This window comes from Arthrobacter endolithicus, from assembly GCF_026627425.1.
GTDB lineage: Bacteria > Actinomycetota > Actinomycetes > Actinomycetales > Micrococcaceae > Arthrobacter_M.
Genome location: NZ_JAPNLH010000007.1, coordinates 88,543 through 105,693 on the forward strand (window position 1 = coordinate 88,543; position 17,151 = coordinate 105,693).

Below are 17,151 nucleotides of genomic sequence, written 5' to 3' on the forward strand. Positions count from 1 at the left end.
TTTCCCGCACGGGAGGGCGGGCAGTTTTTGTTGTGGACCCGTTATCTGATTTTTACTGTTTCTGGTGTGGCGTCCGCCACATTTCGTTGTAGTGTCAGGGAACACACCCTCGAACCGAGCGTGACGCCCGAGATGTTACGGTCGCCTGCGCATCGGATGCGGCTCGAAAGGCAAATCTATGTACCGCAAGAAAGTCGTTACAACCCTGGCGGTTGCCGCCACGCTCGGCATGCTCATGTCGTCGTGCGCGAACCAGGCAGGCACCGCCACATCCTCCGATACCGGTGCTGCCAGCGGCAAGGTGAACATTCCGGCACTGACCAAGATCGACACCCCGGCCGACGCGGTGCTGCCCAAGGGTGACGGGAAGGCCACTTGCCCGGCCACCACGACACTGGCCTATGCGGGCGCGGAGACCGGACCGAATGCCCAGCTCGGCATCAACATTTTTAACGGGATTCAGCTGGCGATCAACGAGCACAACGCCGCAAATGCCGGCTGCCAGGTGCAGTTCAAAAAGTTCGACACCGAGGGGGATCCGAGCAAGGCAACCGGACCGGTCACCCAGGTAACTACCGAGGCCAGCATTATTGGCGTCGTCGGCCTTCCGTTCTCCGGTGAGTCCAAGGCAACGGGTAACATTTTCGAGCAGGCAAAGCTGGTCCACATCACTCCTGCGGCCACGAATCCGACCCTGACGGAGAACGGCTGGACGACCTTCTTCCGCGGCCTGGGCAATGACGCCGTGCAGGGTCCGGCGGCGGCCAAGTTCATGACCGGCAAGCTCGGCGCCAAGAAGGTCTACCTTGTCCAAGATGATTCCGATTACGGAATCGGTCTGGGTAAGACGACATCGGACGCCCTCGGCAGTGCACTGATCGGAACCGACAAGGTCACTACCGGGCAGAAGGACTTCTCCGCTGTGATCTCCAAGATCATCAATGCCAAGGCCGACGCGGTGTTCTACTCCGGCTACTACGCCGAGGGCGCACCGTTCGACCAGCAGCTGGTCAGCAAGGGCTTCACCGGAACCTTCGTTGGCCCCGATGGCCTGAAGGATGATCAGTTCATCAAGCAGGCCGGAGACTCCTCCAATAACGCCTACTTCACCTGCCCCTGCATTCCGGGCGAGCTGATTCCTTCCTTCGAGACTGCCTACAAGTCCTTGGCCAATGCCGAGCCGGGAACCTACTCCATTGAGGGCTATGACGCCGCGACGGTACTTCTGGCCGGCATTGACGCCGGAAAGCAGTCCCGGGCGGACCTGCTCTCCTGGGTCAAGTCCTATGACAAGGACGGCCTGAGCAAGCACTACAAGTGGAACGACAAGGGCGAGCTGCAGGCCCCGACCGTGTACGGGTACAAAGTGGAAAACGGCAAGATTGTGCCCGTTGGCGCGATCGGCGAGTAACACGCGGTACTAGGACGATGCTGCGGGGCCGGTAGACAGGGTCCCGCAGCATTGTCTTGGCCGCACCAAAAACCCCAAGTTGCCGATCGTCCGAGCGGATCAGTGCCGATTCCCGTGCCGGACTCAACCAGGATGTGCCAATGCTCTCTTCACTACTGACGTCCATGCCGATGGATAACGATTGGATCAGTTTCGATGTCGTTGCCCTGGGCCAGAATTTCTGGAGCGCCACCTTTGACGGCCTGACCTTCGGGTCCATCTATGCGCTCGTGGCCCTGGGGTACACCCTCGTCTACGGAGTGCTGAACCTGATCAACTTTGCCCACTCGGAAGTTTTTATCATCGGCTGCTACGCAGTCTTCTTTACCCTCAGCGGCCTTGGGTTCGGACCCAACGCTCCACATCTGTCGCTGGCGTCGATTGTGCTGAATCTGCTCCTGGCCCTGATCATCGCCATGATCGCCTCCGCACTGACGGCGTTCCTGGTGGAGCGGGTCGCCTATAAGCCGCTGCGCAAGCGCAACGCACCGCGGTTGGTCTTCCTGATTACCGCCATCGGCGTTTCCTTCACCATCCAGTACATCATTCGTCTTATCCGCGGCCCCAACGCCGAACCGGCTGTCACCATGTTCAAGCCCACGCCGATCTTCGACGTGTTCGGCACGATCGTGGATTCACAACAGCTGGTCATCGTGGTCGCTGCCGTCATCATGATGATCGCCACCGAACGATTCATCAGCAAGTCACGCACGGGGCGCGGCATCCGCGCCGTGGCCCAGGATCCGGATACCGCCACCCTGATGGGGGTGAATAAGGAACGCATCATCATCATCACGTTCGTGATCGGCGGCATCCTTGCCGGGGCAGCAGCGCTGTTCTACGTGATGAAGATTCCCTCCGGCGTGCAGTATACCGGAGGGTTCGTCTTGGGCATCAAGGCCTTCGCCGCCGCGGTGCTGGGCGGCATCGGCAACGTCCGCGGTGCCCTGCTCGGCGGTCTGCTGCTGGGCCTGATCGGCAACTACGGCCAGATACTGCTCGGTAATTCGCAGTGGACCGATGTCGTCGCCTTTGTGGTGCTGGTGCTGGTGCTGCTGGTCCGGCCCGAGGGCATCCTGGGTACGTCCCTTGGAAGGAGCAAAGCATGAGTATGACAGATGGCCCCACACCCTTGTCCTCAGCAAAAGCGGCGCAGTCTGCCGCGAACCGGGAGGGACTCAGCACCGCACCGGGCGCCAGTATTGCCGGCCGGAAAGGTAAAAAGCCGGGCTCGCTGGGACAGCGCTGGAATGCGCTCAGCCGCCAGCAGCAATGGTCCTTCCTGATTATCGTGGTGGTGCTCGCGTACCTGCTCCCGGTCATCAACCCACCCATCCTCACTACCGAACCTGGCAACAACTTTGGTCTGGCATGCTTTGATATGGCCCGCTTCGCGCTGATCGCCGTTGGCCTGAACGTCGTGATCGGCTACGCGGGCCTGCTGGATCTTGGCTACGTGGCGTTCTTCGCCGTTGGTGCGTATGTGTCGGCCATGCTGACCAGCCCGGATTCGGCGTTCCTGAAAATTCCTTATCTTTGGACCATCCCAGTGGCGATGGCCGTGACCATGTTCTTTGGCGTATTGCTCGGCATACCCACTTTGAGATTGCGCGGTGACTACCTTGCCATCGTGACGCTGGGATTTGGCGAAATCGTCAGAATCCTGGCAACTATCATCCCGGCAATGAAGGGACAGGTCGGCTTCCAGTCGGTCGGTCACCCGCCGGGCACCGCCGCCGACGGGAATCCGATCTTCACCAACTCCAATGGAGTCCCCTGGTATTGGCTGATCCTGACCATCATCATTATCGTGCTGCTGCTGGTGGGCAACCTGGAACGCAGCCGCGTTGGGCGGGCCTGGGTGGCCATCCGCGAGGACGAGGACGCCGCCGAGATCATGGGCGTTCCGACCTTCAAATACAAGGTCTGGGCCTTCGCTATCGGCGCCTCCATCGGCGGGCTTTCCGGCGCACTTTTTTCCGGTCAGGTTGGCTTTATCAGTAACCAGCGTTTCGACGTCTACACCTCCATCCTGTTCGTCGCCGCCGTCGTTCTCGGTGGGGCCGGCAACAAGGTGGGTGCCATTGTCGGCGGTGCGCTGGTCAGCTATATTCCGCTGCGTTTCACCGCCATTGCCGAATACAAATACCTGATCTTCGGTATCCTTCTGGTGCTCATCATGATTTTCCGCTCGCAGGGGCTCTTCCCGGCGCGGCAAAAGCTGCTGGCGTATGGCCGTGATGCTGTCAATTGGATGCTCAAGAGGGACGACGGCGGCACCGGCGCGGGCACGAATCGAACCGCCGGCACGGCGCAGGAGAAGGGGGCGCAGGCATGAGCAGGGATCACAACGAGGACCTGCCGCGGCACACGGCTGACTGGCCGGTGGGTGAACCGGTCGACACTGACGGCCAGGGGCAGCACAAAGATGGCCATCCAGCTGCGCAACACGCCGGTGACCGGGTCGAATACGGCGGGCACCCCGGCGAACCGGGACACCATGTCGCGGCAGAGAGCGGCCATGAGCCCGCAGCGGCGGCGGAACCGGCAGGCATTGACCAAGCGGCCCTGGCCGCACAGGGCATTGACCTAAACGTGGCCGAAACGGTGGCGCCGGAGCGGGAAATCGGCGTCAAGGTTGGGGACAGCCTGGTCCAGGTGCAGAATCTGACGGTGAAGTTCGGCGGCCTGCTGGCGTTGGACAATGTTTCTTTTGACATCAAGCGCGGTGAGATACTGGGCCTGATCGGTCCCAATGGGGCCGGCAAGACCACCTGCTTCAATGCCATGACCGGGGTATACAAGCCCAGCAGCGGCAAGGTGTTGTTGGAAGGGCAGTCCATCGGAGGGGTGAAACAGCACAAAATCACCCGGATGGGCCTGGCCCGGACCTTCCAGAACATCAGGTTGTTCGCGGAGATGACGGCGCTGGAGAACGTCGTCGTCGGCCTTGACGCTCGCCACAAAACCAGCGTAGGACGCGCGCTGTTGCGCCTGCCGACGCATATCCGTGAGGAGAAGTCGGCTATCGAGCGAGGCATGGCCCTGCTGGACTTTGTCGGCATTGCCGATCATTGGGATGTCCTGTCCCGGCACCTGCCGTACGGGCACCAGCGCAGGCTCGAAATTGCCCGTGCGCTGGCCACAGACCCGAAAGTCCTGTGCCTGGACGAGCCCGCCGCCGGCTTCAACCCGGCGGAAAAGGAAGAGCTGATGACGCTCATCCGCACCATTCGGGATGACGGCTACACCGTGCTGTTGATCGAGCACGATATGAAACTGGTGATGGGGGTGACGGACCGGATCGTGGTGCTGGAGTTCGGCAAGAAGATTGCCGACGGCGAGCCCCGTGCGATCCGCGAAGACCCCCGCGTGATTTCCGCATACCTAGGAGAGCCCGAAGATGACGTTGCTTGAGCTGGACAATGTAAGCGTCCACTACGGGCGGATCCAAGCGATCAAGGACATGTCCTTCACCGTCGAGGAGGGGGAGATCGTCTCGCTGATCGGCGCCAATGGGGCCGGCAAAACGACGACGATGAAAACCATTTCCGGTCTACTGAACCCGTCCGCCGGGTCCATTAGGTTTGCCGGGAAAGACATCACCAAGATGAAGGCGCACATCCGGGTGGTGCAGGGGATCTCGCAGGCGCCCGAAGGTCGCGGCGTATTCCCCGGCATGACCGTGTTGGAGAACCTGGATATGGGGGCCTTCGGGCGCAAGGACCGCAGCGGCATGGCCGCGGACATTGCCCGCGTTTTTGCTCTTTTCCCGAGGCTGGAGGAACGTCAGAAGCAACTCGGCGGGACTATGTCCGGCGGTGAGCAGCAGATGCTGGCCATCGGGCGGGCACTGATGTCCAACCCCAAGCTGTTGCTGCTGGACGAGCCATCCATGGGGCTGGCGCCGCAGTTCATCCGGCAGATCTTCAAGATCATCACGGAGATTAATAGCCAGGGCACCACGGTGTTGCTGGTGGAGCAGAACGCCAACCAGGCCTTGGCCCGGGCGCACCGGGCCTTTGTCCTTGAGACCGGTGAAATCACGCACAGCGGGACGGGCAAGGAATTGCTCGCCAACCCCGCGATCAAGGAGGCGTACCTGGGCGTCGGTTAGCCCTCGCACCAGCCCTTTGGCCCCGGCGCCAGGCTTTGCCCAGTTTCCCGGCCTGGATGACGGCGCATCGTGACAGCGCGCCGTCATTCGGACATTTTTGGGGGCGGAAACTGGGCAACTTTCAACGCCGCGGCGCCCGGACCGCGGGACGGACGATAGTGCTGCGGTGAAGGGGAGCCCCGTTCTGCGTGAAGGAGATCGACGCCGTCCGCTGCTGATTCTGTTAATACCTGGTTGTGCTCTGTCATCAGGGCGTTAGGGCATCCGCCGGATAGGTGATTCCGAGTTGGCCCCGGACTCCGTCGAACAACGCCATGATCGCCAGCGAATCGTGCAGCGGCATGGTGGGACTTTCGGTGAGCCCCTGCTGGATGCACCGCGTCACCTCGCGGAGCTGGTACGTGTAGCCCCTGCCGGGAAAATCGAAACTCTCCACCCGCGGTGCGTCGGATCCGATCTGAATCTCCAGCGACGTGGGGTTGTTAATGGAACCGGTGCTCCGCAGGAAACCCTTGGAACCGGCGACGACGGCGGTGCGTGGCCCGAATGCGGTCAGCGAGGAGGTGAGTTGGGCAAGGGAGCCGGAGGAATACGCCAGTGTAATGGCGTTTTGGCTGTCGACGCCCCAGTCAGTCAGGGTGCCCGATGCTGTAACCGACGCGGGAGCGCCGAGTGTTCCCCAGGCCCAGAGCAGAGGGTAGACGGTCAGGTCCAGCAGGGCTCCGCCGCCGGCTTCGGGAGCCCAGATGCGTGCAGCGCGGTCCGTCCCCGCGGGGAACCCCAAGTCGGCCTGAACCCACTGCACGTCACCGATCTCCCCCGATCCGGCAATTTCAAAAGCCCGCTGCATGCCCGGGACGAACCGTGCCCACACCGCTTCCATGAGGAACAGACCCCGATCCCGGGCCAGGTCAATCAGTTCCGCTGCCTCGCGGGCGTTGATGGTCAGGGCCTTTTCGCAGAGAACGTGTTTCCCCGCTTCCAGGGCAGCCTTCGCCACCGCATGATGCTGGGCGTGCGGAGTGGCGACGTACACCACGTCCACCTCGGGGTCCTGCACCAGCTGCAGATAACCCGGCCCCGTCGTGCGGGCGCTCCCGCCGTCGCCGGCAGGGCCTTCGATGGTACCGCCGTCGTAATAGTGCCGCTGAAAGCCGAAGTGCGCCGCGAAGCCAGCGGCTTTCTCCTGGTTCCGTGAGCTGACGGCCTGTAGGACCGCGTCCTCCAGCAGCGCAAGCTCCGAGGCCACCGTGTGGGCGATGCTCCCGGTGGCCACTACGCCCCAGCGCAGCGGTTCTCCGGTGGCGTTGAGGGGCTGCGGGGAACCGGAGGTGTACCAGTCCGGTCTGGCGATGTGGCGCTGCGAGGTGGTCATGCTGCCATCATGCCAGAGCACCGGCGGGGCTGGGGGGAAACGCAGAAAGGTCCCCGGACCGGAACACCGGGTCGGGGACCTTTGAGCTATCTGTCAAACCTACTGCGCCGGCTGCGGCTACTTGGTCAGCGGGCCCAGCAGCTTGTCGTTGGCGTAGACCTCGGCTGCGTTGGCCTTGGTGACGATGACGGGCTTGAGATAGAAGGTGGGGACCTTCTTAGTGCCGTTGTCGGTCTCGGTGGTGGACGCGGGAGTCTTGCCGGCCTGGAGCTCCTTAACCATGTCGATGGCGTGGTTCACCAGCGCGGTGGTGTCCTTGTAGATGGTGGAATACTGCTCGCCGGCCATGATGGACTTGACGGATTCAACCTCGGAGTCCTGACCGGTGACGACCGGCAGCGGCTTGCCGGCGGCCTTTACCGACGTGAGGATGGCGCGGGCCAAGGTGTCATTAGGCGAAAGCACACCATCAAGCGTTGTGGAGGTGTAGCTCCCTGCCAAGAGGGTATCCATCCGCTTCTGGGCATTTTCGGCTTTCCATCCCTGCGTCACGGCCTGGGGGAATGACTTTTGGCCCGAAACAACCTTCAAGGTTCCGTCATCAATCTTGGGCTGCAGCACATTCATCGCGCCGTCGAAGAATACCTTTGCGTTGGCGTCATCGGGTGAGCCGGCAAAAAGCTCAATGTTGTAGGGGCCCGACGGCTTTTTGGCCTTCATGCCATCCAGCAGTGCCTGGCCTTGCAGCTGGCCAACCTTGTAGTTGTCGTAGGCCACGTAGTAGTCCACGTTGTTTGTGTTCAGCAGGATGCGGTCGTAGGCGATGATGGTGGCGCCGGAATCCTTGGCCTGCTGAAGCTGGGTGCCCAACTGGGCGCCGTCGATGGCCCCGACAATGATGACCTTGGCCCCCTTGGTGATCATGGAGCTGATCTGGTTCTGCTGCTCAGAAACGCCGCCATTGGCAAACTGGACATCGCCCTTGAACCCGGCAGTTTTTAGGCCATCGTTAAACAGGCCTTCGGCCTGGACCCAGTTTTCCGAGGTTTTCTGCGGTAGCGCGACCCCGATCTGCGCATCCTTGGCGAAGCCGGCCGAACCAGACGTGCCGCTGGAGGAGGAACCGGTGTCCGCGCGGCCGCAGCCGGTCAGTGCGAGTGCCGATGCGACGGCAAGGACCGCAACAGTCTTCGCCGATTTGTTGAATTTCAACATTGGGTTTCGCTTTCTTTGAAGGGATAGAGGGTACACAGAAAAAGTTCGTGTTATCGGTGCTTCGCTAGACGCCAGCAGTGGTGGAAATGATGTCTTTCGTTTCGGTCGTCTCCGCTTGAGCCCTATTGCCGAAGTTCTTCATCATCATTCCAATGAGGGATTTTTTGCCCTGCTTTTTGTTGTAGACGTCGAAGGCGACGGCGGCCAGCAGTACCAGGCCCTTGATAATCTGCGTGATGTCCGCTCCGGCGCCCAGCAGCTGGAGACCGTTGTTCAAAACTGCCATCACCAGACCCCCGATGACGGAACCAACGACGGTCCCCACACCGCCGGTGACCGCGGCGCCGCCGATGAAGACCGCGGCGATCGCATCCAGTTCCCAGCCGACGCCGTCGAACGGACCCGACGCATTGGAGCGCCCGACGAAGATCATTCCGGCCAGGCCGGCCAGGACGGCCATATTCATCATGACCAGGAAATCCACTCTTTTGCTTTGCACACCGGAGAGCGCGGCAGCATGACGGTTACCACCGACGGCATAGATGTGCCGGCCGGTGATGGTCCGAGACGAAATAAACCCGTAGATCAGCACCAGGACGCCGAGAATGACGCCCGGGATGGGGAACGAAGTGCCGGGACGACCGGTGGCGAAAAGATAGGTGGCGTAGATGACCGCTGCCGATAGAAGCACGAGCTTGATGATGGATACCCACAGTGGGGATACCTCGGCGCCAATGGACTCGGCGTTCCTCCGGGTATGGATCTCGCCCCAAATGATCGCGGCGACGGCGATCAATCCAATCAGCACCGTGAGGTTGTTATACCCGGTGTTGGGTCCGATCTCGGGGAGGTAGCCGGCGCCGATGTACTGGAAGTCCTTGGGCACAGGGACGGTATTGGATTTACCAACGAACTGGTTGGCGCCACGGAAAAGCAACATTCCTGCCAAGGTCACAATGAAGGCCGGGATACCGACGTAGGCGACCCAGAAACCCTGCCATGCGCCTATGATGGCACCCAAAATCAAACCGATCAGGATGCCCATATACCAGGGCAGATGCCAGTCACGCATCGTGATGGCGACGACGATGCCCACGAACGCGGCGATGGAACCGACCGACAGGTCAATGTGGCCGGCGATGATCACCAGGACCATGCCGATGGCGAGGATGAGGATGTAGGCATTGCCATTGAAGAGGTTGATGACATTGTCAGGTGTCAGGGTGAGACCGCCGGTGAATACCTGAAAGAAGACAATCAGGAATAACAGAGCGAAGATCATCCCGAACTGGCGGGTATTGCCGCCGAAAAGCTGTTTTATGGCATTCATGATATGGATCCTGCTTCTTCCGTGGGTCAGGCGGATTTCTTGGCTGCGGTCATAAGTTTCATCAAGGATTCCTGGCTGGCGTCTTCTTTGCTGACGACGCCGGTGATGGCGCCTTCGAAGATGGTGTAGATCCGGTCGGAGATACCCAAGAGCTCTGGAAGTTCCGAGGAAATCACGATTACTCCCTTGCCCTGGTTGGCGAGCTGCTGAATGATGCCGTAGATCTCGTACTTGGCGCCGACGTCGATGCCACGGGTCGGTTCATCCAGGATCAGCAGGTCGGGGTCGGTGAACATCCACTTGGCCAACACCACCTTCTGCTGGTTACCGCCGGAGAGCTTGGCGACGCCTTCATCCACGCTGGGAGCTTTGGTGCGCAGCTGTTTGCGGTATGACTCGGCAACGGCGTATTCCCGGTTCTCATCCACAACGGAATATGTGGAGACCTTCTGTAGCGCCGCCGAGACGGTTGTTTCCTTGATGTCATCGAGCAGATTCAGGCCCAGAGTCTTCCGGTCCTCGGTGACGTAGCCGATGCCGTGCCGGATGGCCTGCGGAACAGTGCGCAGAGTGATCTCCTTACCGTCCTTGATGATCTGACCGGAAACATAGTTTCCGTAGGAGCGGCCGAAGACGGACCGTGCCAGCTCCGTGCGGCCGGCACCCATCAGCCCTGCGAAGCCCACAATTTCTCCGCGGCGGACGTTGAAACTGGAGTTCTTGCAGACCAATCTGTCAGGCACCTGAGGGTGCCGCACGGTCCAGTTCTTGACCTCGAAGAAAACCTCACCGATCTTCGGGATGTGGTCCGGAAAGCGCGATTCAAGTGTCCGCCCCACCATGCCCTTAATGATGCGGTCTTCGTCCACGCCGTCGTCCTTGACATCAAGGGTTTCGATGGTCCTGCCGTCGCGGATGATGGTGATGGAATCGGCCACCTGTTCAATCTCATTGAGCTTGTGCGAGATCATGATGGAGCTGATGCCCTTGCCTTTGAGTCCACGGATCAGATCCAGGAGATGCTGGGAATCGGATTCGTTGAGGGCAGCGGTTGGCTCATCCAGAATCAGCAGTTTAACGGATTTGTTCAGCGCCTTAGCGATCTCCACCAGCTGCTGCTTGCCCACTCCGATCTCCTTGACGGGGGTGTCCGGGTCATCGCGCAGCCCAACCCGGGCCAGCAGGTCCAGCGAGCGCCGCCGGGCCTGGTTCCAGTCGATGGCACCGAATTTTGTCGGCTCATTACCCAGGAAGATGTTCTCCAGGATGGAAAGCTCGGGGATGAGCGCCAGTTCCTGGTGGATGATCACAATTCCGGCGGCTTCGCTGGCTCGAATGTCCTTGAATTCGCAGGCCTGGCCCTGGAAGACGATGTCGCCGTCATAGCTGCCGTAGGGATAGACGCCGGACAGCACCTTCATCAGCGTCGATTTCCCCGCGCCGTTCTCGCCGCAGATGGCGTGGATCTCATTCGCGCGCACGCTGATGGAGACATCGGAGAGCGCCTTGACGCCCGGGAACTCTTTGGTAATGGAGTGCATCTGCAAAATTACCGGGCTGTTGGACACCATGATGATCTGCGCCTCCAAAGCGACTTCATTGTCTTGCTCTTGTGTAGCACTTGCCGTGCATATTCTTGCGAACGTCGTGCGGCGGCAGCTGCTTGCGGCCTGAAGAAAAGTAAACTCGGTCACGGGGCTTGTCGTCAAGCCTTTAACCCAACGACTCGGTAACGATGGATTTTAGGGGTGGCTGACGCCCTGCTGCGCGAACACCAGTGACGCGGCTCCGAGGGCTTCCGCCCGATCGCCCAGGGAGGACATGGCCAAGGTGGTGCTCTCGCCCACAACGGGCACGGCATGACGCAGGAGACCGCGCCGGATCGGATCCAGCAGGATGGCCCCGAGCCCGGCCAGGGGCCCCCCGAGCACAATGATTTCGGGGTTTATCAGATTGGCGACGTTGCCGATCGCCCTGCCTACCGCGAGCCCGGCATCGTCAATGACCCGCAGCGTCGCCGAGTCTTTTGCGAGCGCCCGGCGCACAATATCCCCGACGGTCAATGGTTGGCTGGACCGCTGGCCCAGGAGTTCGATCATGGTGGCAGTGGAGGCGACAGTTTCCAGGCAGCCACGGTTGCCGCACCGGCAGATCGGCCCGTGTTCATTAATCGTCGCGTGGCCGATCTCGCCCGTCACGCCGACATGCCCATAGTACGGGGCTCCGTTGAGAATAAGGCCCGCGCCGATTCCGCTGCCGATTTTCAGGAACATCAAATTACTAACGGAACCGTAGGGGCCCCAGGTCATTTCCGCCAAGGCACCGAGGTTTGCATCATTATCCGTAAAAACCGGAAATTCCAAGGTCTTTTCCAGCCGGTCCCGCAGGTGGATACCCACCCACTCGGGCAAAATAGCTCCCTGCACGACGGTGCCCGTGCGGCGGTCGATTGGCCCGGGTATGCCTGCTCCTGCGCCCACAATCACGCTTCGCGGCAGGTCCGCTTCGGCCAGCAGTTGGGTTAGGAGGTCTGCCGCGGCCCTAATGCTTTCGCTGGCTTGGTGTCCCAGCGGCAGGGGCACCGCGCGCTCAGCGACGACCTGGTAACTGAGGTTTGCCAGCACCACCCGGACGTGGCTTCGACCGAAATCAATGCCGACGGCGATGGCACCGTTGCCATTAAAGGATACGGACACGGCGCGGCGGCCGGAACTGGTAGTGGGGGAGGTGAACACCAGGCCCTTGGCGGCCATGCTTTTGACAATGTTGGAGACGGTGGCCGTGGAGAGTCCGGTGGAGCGGGAGATTTCCGCCTGGGTTGAGGGCCCCGACCCCAGCAGGGTGTTAATAACGCGCTGCCGGTTCAGCTGGCGCAGCGCAGGCTGGGACCCAGGGTTACGGGAGCGTCTCTTCGTCTCGGTGCTGCGGTCGTCGTCGGCCATACGTAGTAGATTGCATCAATCCTCGCTTGTAGTCAAGAATTGAACGCAACACTACGTGGGGTGAATCTCCTTGTGCGCCCGACCCAACTCGACATAGTGGCGCGCGTTCTCCTTGACACCGTCGAGTTCTTCATCGCTGAGCTCCCGTCGCACCTTCGCCGGCACTCCGGCCACCAGCGACCGCGGCGCGATCACGGTACCCTCGAGGACGACGGCGCCGCCGGCCACCAGCGATCCGGCTCCGATCACCGCACCATTGAGGACAGTTGCTCCCATACCAATCAGGCAGTCGTCCTCCACCGTGCACCCGTGCACCACTGCACCGTGGCCGATGCTCACGCCGTTGCCCACCGTCGTGGGAAATCCCGGGTCTGAGTGCAGGACGACGTTGTCCTGCAGATTGGTCCCCGAGCCGATCCGGATGGCGGACGTATCGGCCCGGACTACCACGCCGTAGAAGGCGCTGGAGTCGGCACCCAGCTCCAGGTCGCCGATCAGGGTGGCCGACGGCGCGACGAAGGCGGAGGAGTGGACCACTGGAGAGACACCGTTGAACGCAATCAGTTGTTTCATGCCACGAGCCTAGTTCAAGCAGGTCAGTTGAAGACTTATCAGTTGAAACTAATCAGTTAAAGACGACCGTCCGTGTTCCGTCCAGCAGTACGCGGTGTTCGGCATGCCACTGGACCGCCTTGGCCAGGGTCCGTGCCTCCACATCACGTCCCATCGCCACGAATTCGCCAGTGGAGTGGGCATGATCGACGCGAATAACTTCCTGTTCGATGATGGGTCCTTCATCCAACGCGCCGGTGACGTAGTGGGCGGTGGCGCCGATGATCTTTACGCCCCGGGCATGTGCCTGATGGTAGGGTCGTGCGCCCTTAAAGGACGGCAGGAAGGAATGGTGGATGTTGATGGCTTTCCCCGCCAGCTCCGTGCACAGCCCGTCGGAAAGGACCTGCATATAGCGGGCCAGCACCACGAGCTCCACGTCGTGGGCGGCCATCAGCGCGCGGAGGGCGTCCTCGGCGTCTGCTTTTGTCCCGGCGGTCACCGGAATGTGGTGGAACGGTATGCCGTAGAATTCAGCCAGATCCGCCAGCTCACGGTGGTTGGACACGATGGCCGGGATCTGTATCGGCAGGGTTCCCGAGCGCTGCAGGAAGAGCAGATCGTTCAGGCAGTGCGCGGCCTTGGAAGCCAGAATCAGCGTCCGGACGGGGGCGCCGGCGCGGTGCAATTCCCAGGTCAGCGAAAATCTTTCCGCTACCGACTCCAGCCGACTGTGCAGCAAAGAGAACGCGGTGTCCGTCTGGACGGCGACGCGCATGAAAAAAGTGCCGGTCACTGGGTTTCCATACTGCTGGGAATCGGTGATGTTACATCCGGCGTCCAGCAGCGACCCTGAGACGGCGTGCACAATCCCGGGCTTGTCTGCACAGGACAAGGTGAGGATGAAGCCGGTTCGCATTGCGGAAGTTCCTGTTTCGCTCACCCGGTCAACGTTACCTGTGCGGTGCCCGGACCTGTAATACCGCCAGCGCGCTCAAGCCTTTGTACTAGACTGGCCCGTGTTGTGACTGGCGTCAGGTGGGGCACCACCAGGGAGCAGCAAGATGGATGACCATGGATCGTACGCCTGGGCCCAGGGTCGAGTTTTTTCCTGTTGAAGCGCCCTTGGAGCGTACCCGGATGCCGCTCGGAGCGCGCCTGAAACGTGCCCGGCTGCCCCCGGCAACGGCGCCTCAACCGGTAACCTGACCTGTAGCAGTTTCTCTACGCCCACCAGGAGTCATAGTGCCTACTCAGCCCGCCCAATCAGTGACCAATCTTCCGCTTGCCCAGCTGGATCCCGAAATCGCCGCAGTCCTTAAAGATGAACTAGGACGCCAGCGCGACACCCTCGAAATGATCGCCTCGGAAAACTTCGCCCCACGGGCGGTCCTTGAAGCCCAGGGCTCGGTGTTGACGAACAAATATGCCGAAGGATATCCGGGCCGGCGCTATTACGGCGGTTGTGAATACGTCGACGTGGCCGAGAACCTGGCGATCGAGCGCGTTAAGGCGTTGTTCGGAGCGGAGTACGCCAACGTCCAGCCGCACTCGGGTGCTCAGGCGAACGCTGCAGCGCTCGCGGCCATGATCACTCCAGGAGAGAAGATCCTGGGTCTGTCCTTGGCGCACGGCGGCCACCTGACGCACGGCATGAAGCTGAATTTCTCCGGCAAGCTCTACCAGGTTGCGGCCTACCAGGTTGATCCGGAAACGTTCCGGGTGGATATGGACAAGCTCCGCGAGCAGGCCATCGCGGAGAAGCCGCAGGTGATCATCGCCGGCTGGTCAGCCTATCCGCGGCATCTGGACTTCGCCGCCTTCCGCTCCATCGCCGATGAGGTCGGCGCGCTGCTGTGGACGGACATGGCGCACTTCGCCGGTCTGGTGGCCGCCGGACTGCACCCTTCCCCGGTCCCGTACTCCGACGTCGTCACCTCCACGGTGCACAAAACTCTGGCCGGCCCGCGCTCCGGCGTCATTTTGGCCAAGCAGGAGTGGGCCAAGAAGATCAATTCCGCCGTTTTCCCCGGCCAGCAGGGCGGCCCGCTGATGCACGTGATCGCCGCCAAGGCCGTAGCCTTCAAGGTTGCCGGCGGTGCCGAGTTCAAGGAACGCCAGGAACGGGTGCTGGAGGGCGCCAAGATCCTTGCCGAGCGGTTGAACGCCGACGACGTTGCACAGGCAGGCGTGTCGGTCCTGACCGGGGGCACTGACGTGCACCTGGTGCTGGTTGATCTGCGGCATTCGGAACTGGACGGCCAGCAGGCCGAGGATCTCCTGCACGGCGTGGGCATCACGGTGAACCGCAATGCGGTGCCGTTCGATCCGCGCCCGCCGATGGTGACGTCCGGCCTGCGCATCGGTACTCCCGCACTGGCCACCCGTGGCTTCGGTGCGGCGGAGTTCACTGAGGTGGCGGATATCATTGCCACCGCGCTGAAGAACGGCGCGGCGTCCGATGTCCAGACCCTGCGCGCACGGGTGGCGAAGCTGACGGCAGACTTTCCGCTGTACCCGGGCCAGGAAGAATGGTGAACGGATGACGAACAGCATTCGCCCCGAGCGGGCAAGAACGCCCTTTGGTACGCCCGTGGCGGCCCAGATCCTGGACGGAAAGGTGACGGCGGCAACCATCAAAAGTGAGTTGGCTGTCCGCGTGCAGGTGCTTAAGTCCCGCGGAATCACTCCGGGCCTTGGCACGGTTTTGGTGGGGGAGGATCCCGGCAGCCAATGGTACGTCCGGGGAAAACACCGCGACTGCGCCGAGATTGGGATCAACTCGGTGCGCCGGGATCTGCCGGCGGATATCGGCCAGCAGGAGCTGGAGGCCGTGCTCGATGAGCTCAATGCTGACCCGGGAACCACAGGCTACATTGTCCAGCTTCCGCTGCCGGATCACATCGATACCAACGCCATCCTGGAACGCATAGACCCGGCGAAGGATGCCGATGGGCTGCACCCGACCAACCTTGGACGACTGGTGCTGAACGTCAGTTCGCCGGTTAACGCACCCTTGCCGTGCACGCCGCATGGGATCGTGGAGCTGCTGCTGCGGCACAAGATCCCGCTCAATGGCAAGAAGGTGCTGGTGATCGGCCGCGGCGTCACGGTCGGGCGTCCGCTGGGCCTGCTGCTGACCCGTCGGTCCATCAATGCCACGGTGCTGCTGGCCCACACGGGGACCCTGGATCTGCCGGAGCTGCTGTCCATGGCCGACGTGGTGGTGGCCGCGGCCGGAATGCCTGCCATGATCAAGGCCGCCGAGCTTAAGGAAGGCGCTATCGTGCTGGACGTGGGCGTGAGCCGTGCAGTGGATGAGGAAACGGGCAAGTCCAGAATTGTCGGCGACGTCGATCCTGACGTCGCCGACGTAGCGAGCTGGCTCTCGCCCAACCCGGGCGGCGTCGGGCCAATGACGCGCGCCATGCTGTTGGCTAACGTGGTCGAGGCCGCCGAACGCCAGGGGGGCATCATCGCGGACTGAGCCGGCACCCGATTCGCCTGGCAGCCCTTTTTCGCCTGTTGGCGGGGCATTTGAGATACTAGTCTGATGTATTCTCTTGGCAACGACAATCGCGCAAACCGGCCGCGGCCCGGGAAATGGACCGGCCTGGGCACCGTGGTGCTCGCGCTCGTTTTTTTGGTGGCGCTGGTCTTCGCCGCCAACCAAAACGACGTACTGGGCTGGTTCATTGCCGCCGTCGCGTTGGGCTGGCTCATCCTGTCCACGTTCGTCTACATCGGGGTGCACAAGGCTGCAAGCTTCGGCGCCGAGCAGGTCCGCCGGGCCCAAAGTACCCTGGCGGGGACCGGCCGCGGTTCGGCCACCGCGGCCGGTAACCGGGCCCGTGGCACCACGCTGATTGACGACGGGTCCGCCGGGATCCGCGACCGAAAACTCGAGCACAGCTTCAAGATCATAGCGGTCCAGTCGGGCCTGCTCGAGGAACAGTTGCGTCATGGCTCCGAAGCCGATACTGCCGCCATGGCCCGTGCGCTGGAAACCATCGCCATTACGGCGCACAACGGCCAGGGCATGCTGCGGGCCGACGGCGGTGTGGACGGATCCGTGCCGGGCCGCGGCAAGGACGTCTCCGACGACGGCGGAACGGTCAGCGGCGTCGTTGTCGACTAACGCGTGCGGTCCGCGCGCCGGACGGAAACGGT

The 17,151-nt window shown here is 61.9% G+C and carries 15 protein-coding genes and 1 riboswitch; of the genes, 8 read left to right on the top strand and 7 right to left on the bottom strand.

Annotated features, from left to right (window positions below; translation table 11 throughout):
- The first annotated feature begins 178 nt into the window (after positions 1–178).
- The 5 genes from OS914_RS08115 to OS914_RS08135 all read left to right on the top strand — a co-directional run bounded on the left by OS914_RS08115 (position 179) and on the right by OS914_RS08135 (position 5,567).
- Positions 179–1,411: a branched-chain amino acid ABC transporter substrate-binding protein gene (locus OS914_RS08115; RefSeq protein WP_267545554.1), complete on the top strand. Its 1,233-nt coding sequence runs from the start codon at positions 179–181 to the stop codon at positions 1,409–1,411.
- A 140-nt stretch (positions 1,412–1,551) separates the two neighbouring features.
- The gene (locus tag OS914_RS08120) at positions 1,552–2,559 is read left to right on the top strand and encodes a branched-chain amino acid ABC transporter permease (protein ID WP_267545555.1); all 1,008 of its coding nucleotides are present in this window, start codon (positions 1,552–1,554) and stop codon (positions 2,557–2,559) included.
- The gene (locus OS914_RS08125; protein ID WP_267545556.1) at positions 2,556–3,788 is read left to right on the top strand and encodes a branched-chain amino acid ABC transporter permease; all 1,233 of its coding nucleotides are present in this window, start codon (positions 2,556–2,558) and stop codon (positions 3,786–3,788) included. Before OS914_RS08120 ends, OS914_RS08125 begins: the two co-directional genes overlap by 4 nt.
- A gap of 245 nt (positions 3,789–4,033) precedes the next feature.
- Entirely contained in the window at positions 4,034–4,867 is an 834-nt protein-coding gene (locus tag OS914_RS08130) for an ABC transporter ATP-binding protein (protein ID WP_324290637.1), read from the top strand.
- A complete protein-coding gene (locus OS914_RS08135; protein ID WP_267545557.1) occupies positions 4,854–5,567 on the top strand; it encodes an ABC transporter ATP-binding protein in 714 nt (237 codons plus the stop codon). Before OS914_RS08130 ends, OS914_RS08135 begins: the two co-directional genes overlap by 14 nt.
- Positions 5,568–5,814: 247 nt before the next feature.
- Here the strand turns inward: OS914_RS08135 and OS914_RS08140 are convergent, their stop codons facing one another.
- The 7 genes from OS914_RS08140 to purU form a co-directional block, all read right to left on the bottom strand.
- Positions 5,815–6,942 (bottom strand): Gfo/Idh/MocA family protein, encoded by a 1,128-nt coding sequence (locus OS914_RS08140; RefSeq protein ID WP_267545558.1) that lies wholly within the window; start codon positions 6,940–6,942, stop codon positions 5,815–5,817.
- A 117-nt stretch (positions 6,943–7,059) separates the two neighbouring features.
- Positions 7,060–8,157: a substrate-binding domain-containing protein gene (locus OS914_RS08145; RefSeq protein ID WP_267545559.1), complete on the bottom strand. Its 1,098-nt coding sequence runs from the start codon at positions 8,155–8,157 to the stop codon at positions 7,060–7,062.
- Positions 8,158–8,221: 64 nt separating this feature from the next.
- Positions 8,222–9,487 (bottom strand): multiple monosaccharide ABC transporter permease, encoded by a 1,266-nt coding sequence (gene mmsB, locus OS914_RS08150; RefSeq protein WP_267545560.1) that lies wholly within the window; start codon positions 9,485–9,487, stop codon positions 8,222–8,224.
- Positions 9,488–9,513: 26 nt separating this feature from the next.
- Positions 9,514–11,058 (bottom strand): multiple monosaccharide ABC transporter ATP-binding protein, encoded by a 1,545-nt coding sequence (gene mmsA / locus OS914_RS08155; protein WP_267545561.1) that lies wholly within the window; start codon positions 11,056–11,058, stop codon positions 9,514–9,516.
- 171 nt (positions 11,059–11,229) lie between these two features.
- On the bottom strand, positions 11,230–12,429 hold the full coding sequence (locus tag OS914_RS08160) for an ROK family transcriptional regulator (protein WP_267545562.1): 1,200 nt from the start codon (positions 12,427–12,429) through the stop codon (positions 11,230–11,232).
- Between the two features lie 51 nt (positions 12,430–12,480).
- Positions 12,481–13,002 (bottom strand): gamma carbonic anhydrase family protein, encoded by a 522-nt coding sequence (locus tag OS914_RS08165; protein ID WP_267545563.1) that lies wholly within the window; start codon positions 13,000–13,002, stop codon positions 12,481–12,483.
- A 52-nt stretch (positions 13,003–13,054) separates the two neighbouring features.
- Positions 13,055–13,900, bottom strand: coding sequence for a formyltetrahydrofolate deformylase (gene purU / locus OS914_RS08170; RefSeq protein ID WP_267545654.1), 846 nt, complete (start codon positions 13,898–13,900; stop codon positions 13,055–13,057).
- A gap of 95 nt (positions 13,901–13,995) precedes the next feature.
- Positions 13,996–14,081, top strand: a riboswitch (ZMP/ZTP riboswitch).
- A 145-nt stretch (positions 14,082–14,226) separates the two neighbouring features.
- Here purU and glyA point away from each other — a divergent pair.
- From glyA to OS914_RS08185, 3 genes are all read left to right on the top strand, one after another.
- Positions 14,227–15,519: a serine hydroxymethyltransferase gene (glyA, locus tag OS914_RS08175; protein ID WP_324290634.1), complete on the top strand. Its 1,293-nt coding sequence runs from the start codon at positions 14,227–14,229 to the stop codon at positions 15,517–15,519.
- A gap of 55 nt (positions 15,520–15,574) precedes the next feature.
- Positions 15,575–16,468 carry a bifunctional methylenetetrahydrofolate dehydrogenase/methenyltetrahydrofolate cyclohydrolase gene (locus tag OS914_RS08180; RefSeq protein WP_267545656.1) on the top strand — a complete coding sequence of 298 codons (894 nt, stop codon included), beginning with the start codon at positions 15,575–15,577 and terminating at the stop codon, positions 16,466–16,468.
- A 66-nt stretch (positions 16,469–16,534) separates the two neighbouring features.
- A complete protein-coding gene (locus tag OS914_RS08185; protein ID WP_267545564.1) occupies positions 16,535–17,119 on the top strand; it encodes a hypothetical protein in 585 nt (194 codons plus the stop codon).
- Positions 17,120–17,151 lie beyond the last annotated feature (32 nt).

Bases quoted from the DNA above. Each gene is read 5' to 3' on its own strand.
- OS914_RS08160 (WP_267545562.1), bottom strand. From the start codon at position 12,429: ATGGCCGACGACGACCGCAGCACCGAGACGAAGAGACGCTCCCGTAAC.
- OS914_RS08115 (WP_267545554.1), top strand. From the start codon at position 179: ATGTACCGCAAGAAAGTCGTTACAACCCTGGCGGTTGCCGCCACGCTC.
- mmsA (WP_267545561.1), bottom strand. From the start codon at position 11,058: ATGGTGTCCAACAGCCCGGTAATTTTGCAGATGCACTCCATTACCAAA.
- OS914_RS08185 (WP_267545564.1), top strand. From the start codon at position 16,535: ATGTATTCTCTTGGCAACGACAATCGCGCAAACCGGCCGCGGCCCGGG.
- purU (WP_267545654.1), bottom strand. From the start codon at position 13,900: ATGCGAACCGGCTTCATCCTCACCTTGTCCTGTGCAGACAAGCCCGGG.
- OS914_RS08125 (WP_267545556.1), top strand. From the start codon at position 2,556: ATGAGTATGACAGATGGCCCCACACCCTTGTCCTCAGCAAAAGCGGCG.
- OS914_RS08135 (WP_267545557.1), top strand. From the start codon at position 4,854: ATGACGTTGCTTGAGCTGGACAATGTAAGCGTCCACTACGGGCGGATC.
- OS914_RS08145 (WP_267545559.1), bottom strand. From the start codon at position 8,157: ATGTTGAAATTCAACAAATCGGCGAAGACTGTTGCGGTCCTTGCCGTC.
- OS914_RS08165 (WP_267545563.1), bottom strand. From the start codon at position 13,002: ATGAAACAACTGATTGCGTTCAACGGTGTCTCTCCAGTGGTCCACTCC.
- OS914_RS08140 (WP_267545558.1), bottom strand. From the start codon at position 6,942: ATGACCACCTCGCAGCGCCACATCGCCAGACCGGACTGGTACACCTCC.
- mmsB (WP_267545560.1), bottom strand. From the start codon at position 9,487: ATGAATGCCATAAAACAGCTTTTCGGCGGCAATACCCGCCAGTTCGGG.
- OS914_RS08120 (WP_267545555.1), top strand. From the start codon at position 1,552: ATGCTCTCTTCACTACTGACGTCCATGCCGATGGATAACGATTGGATC.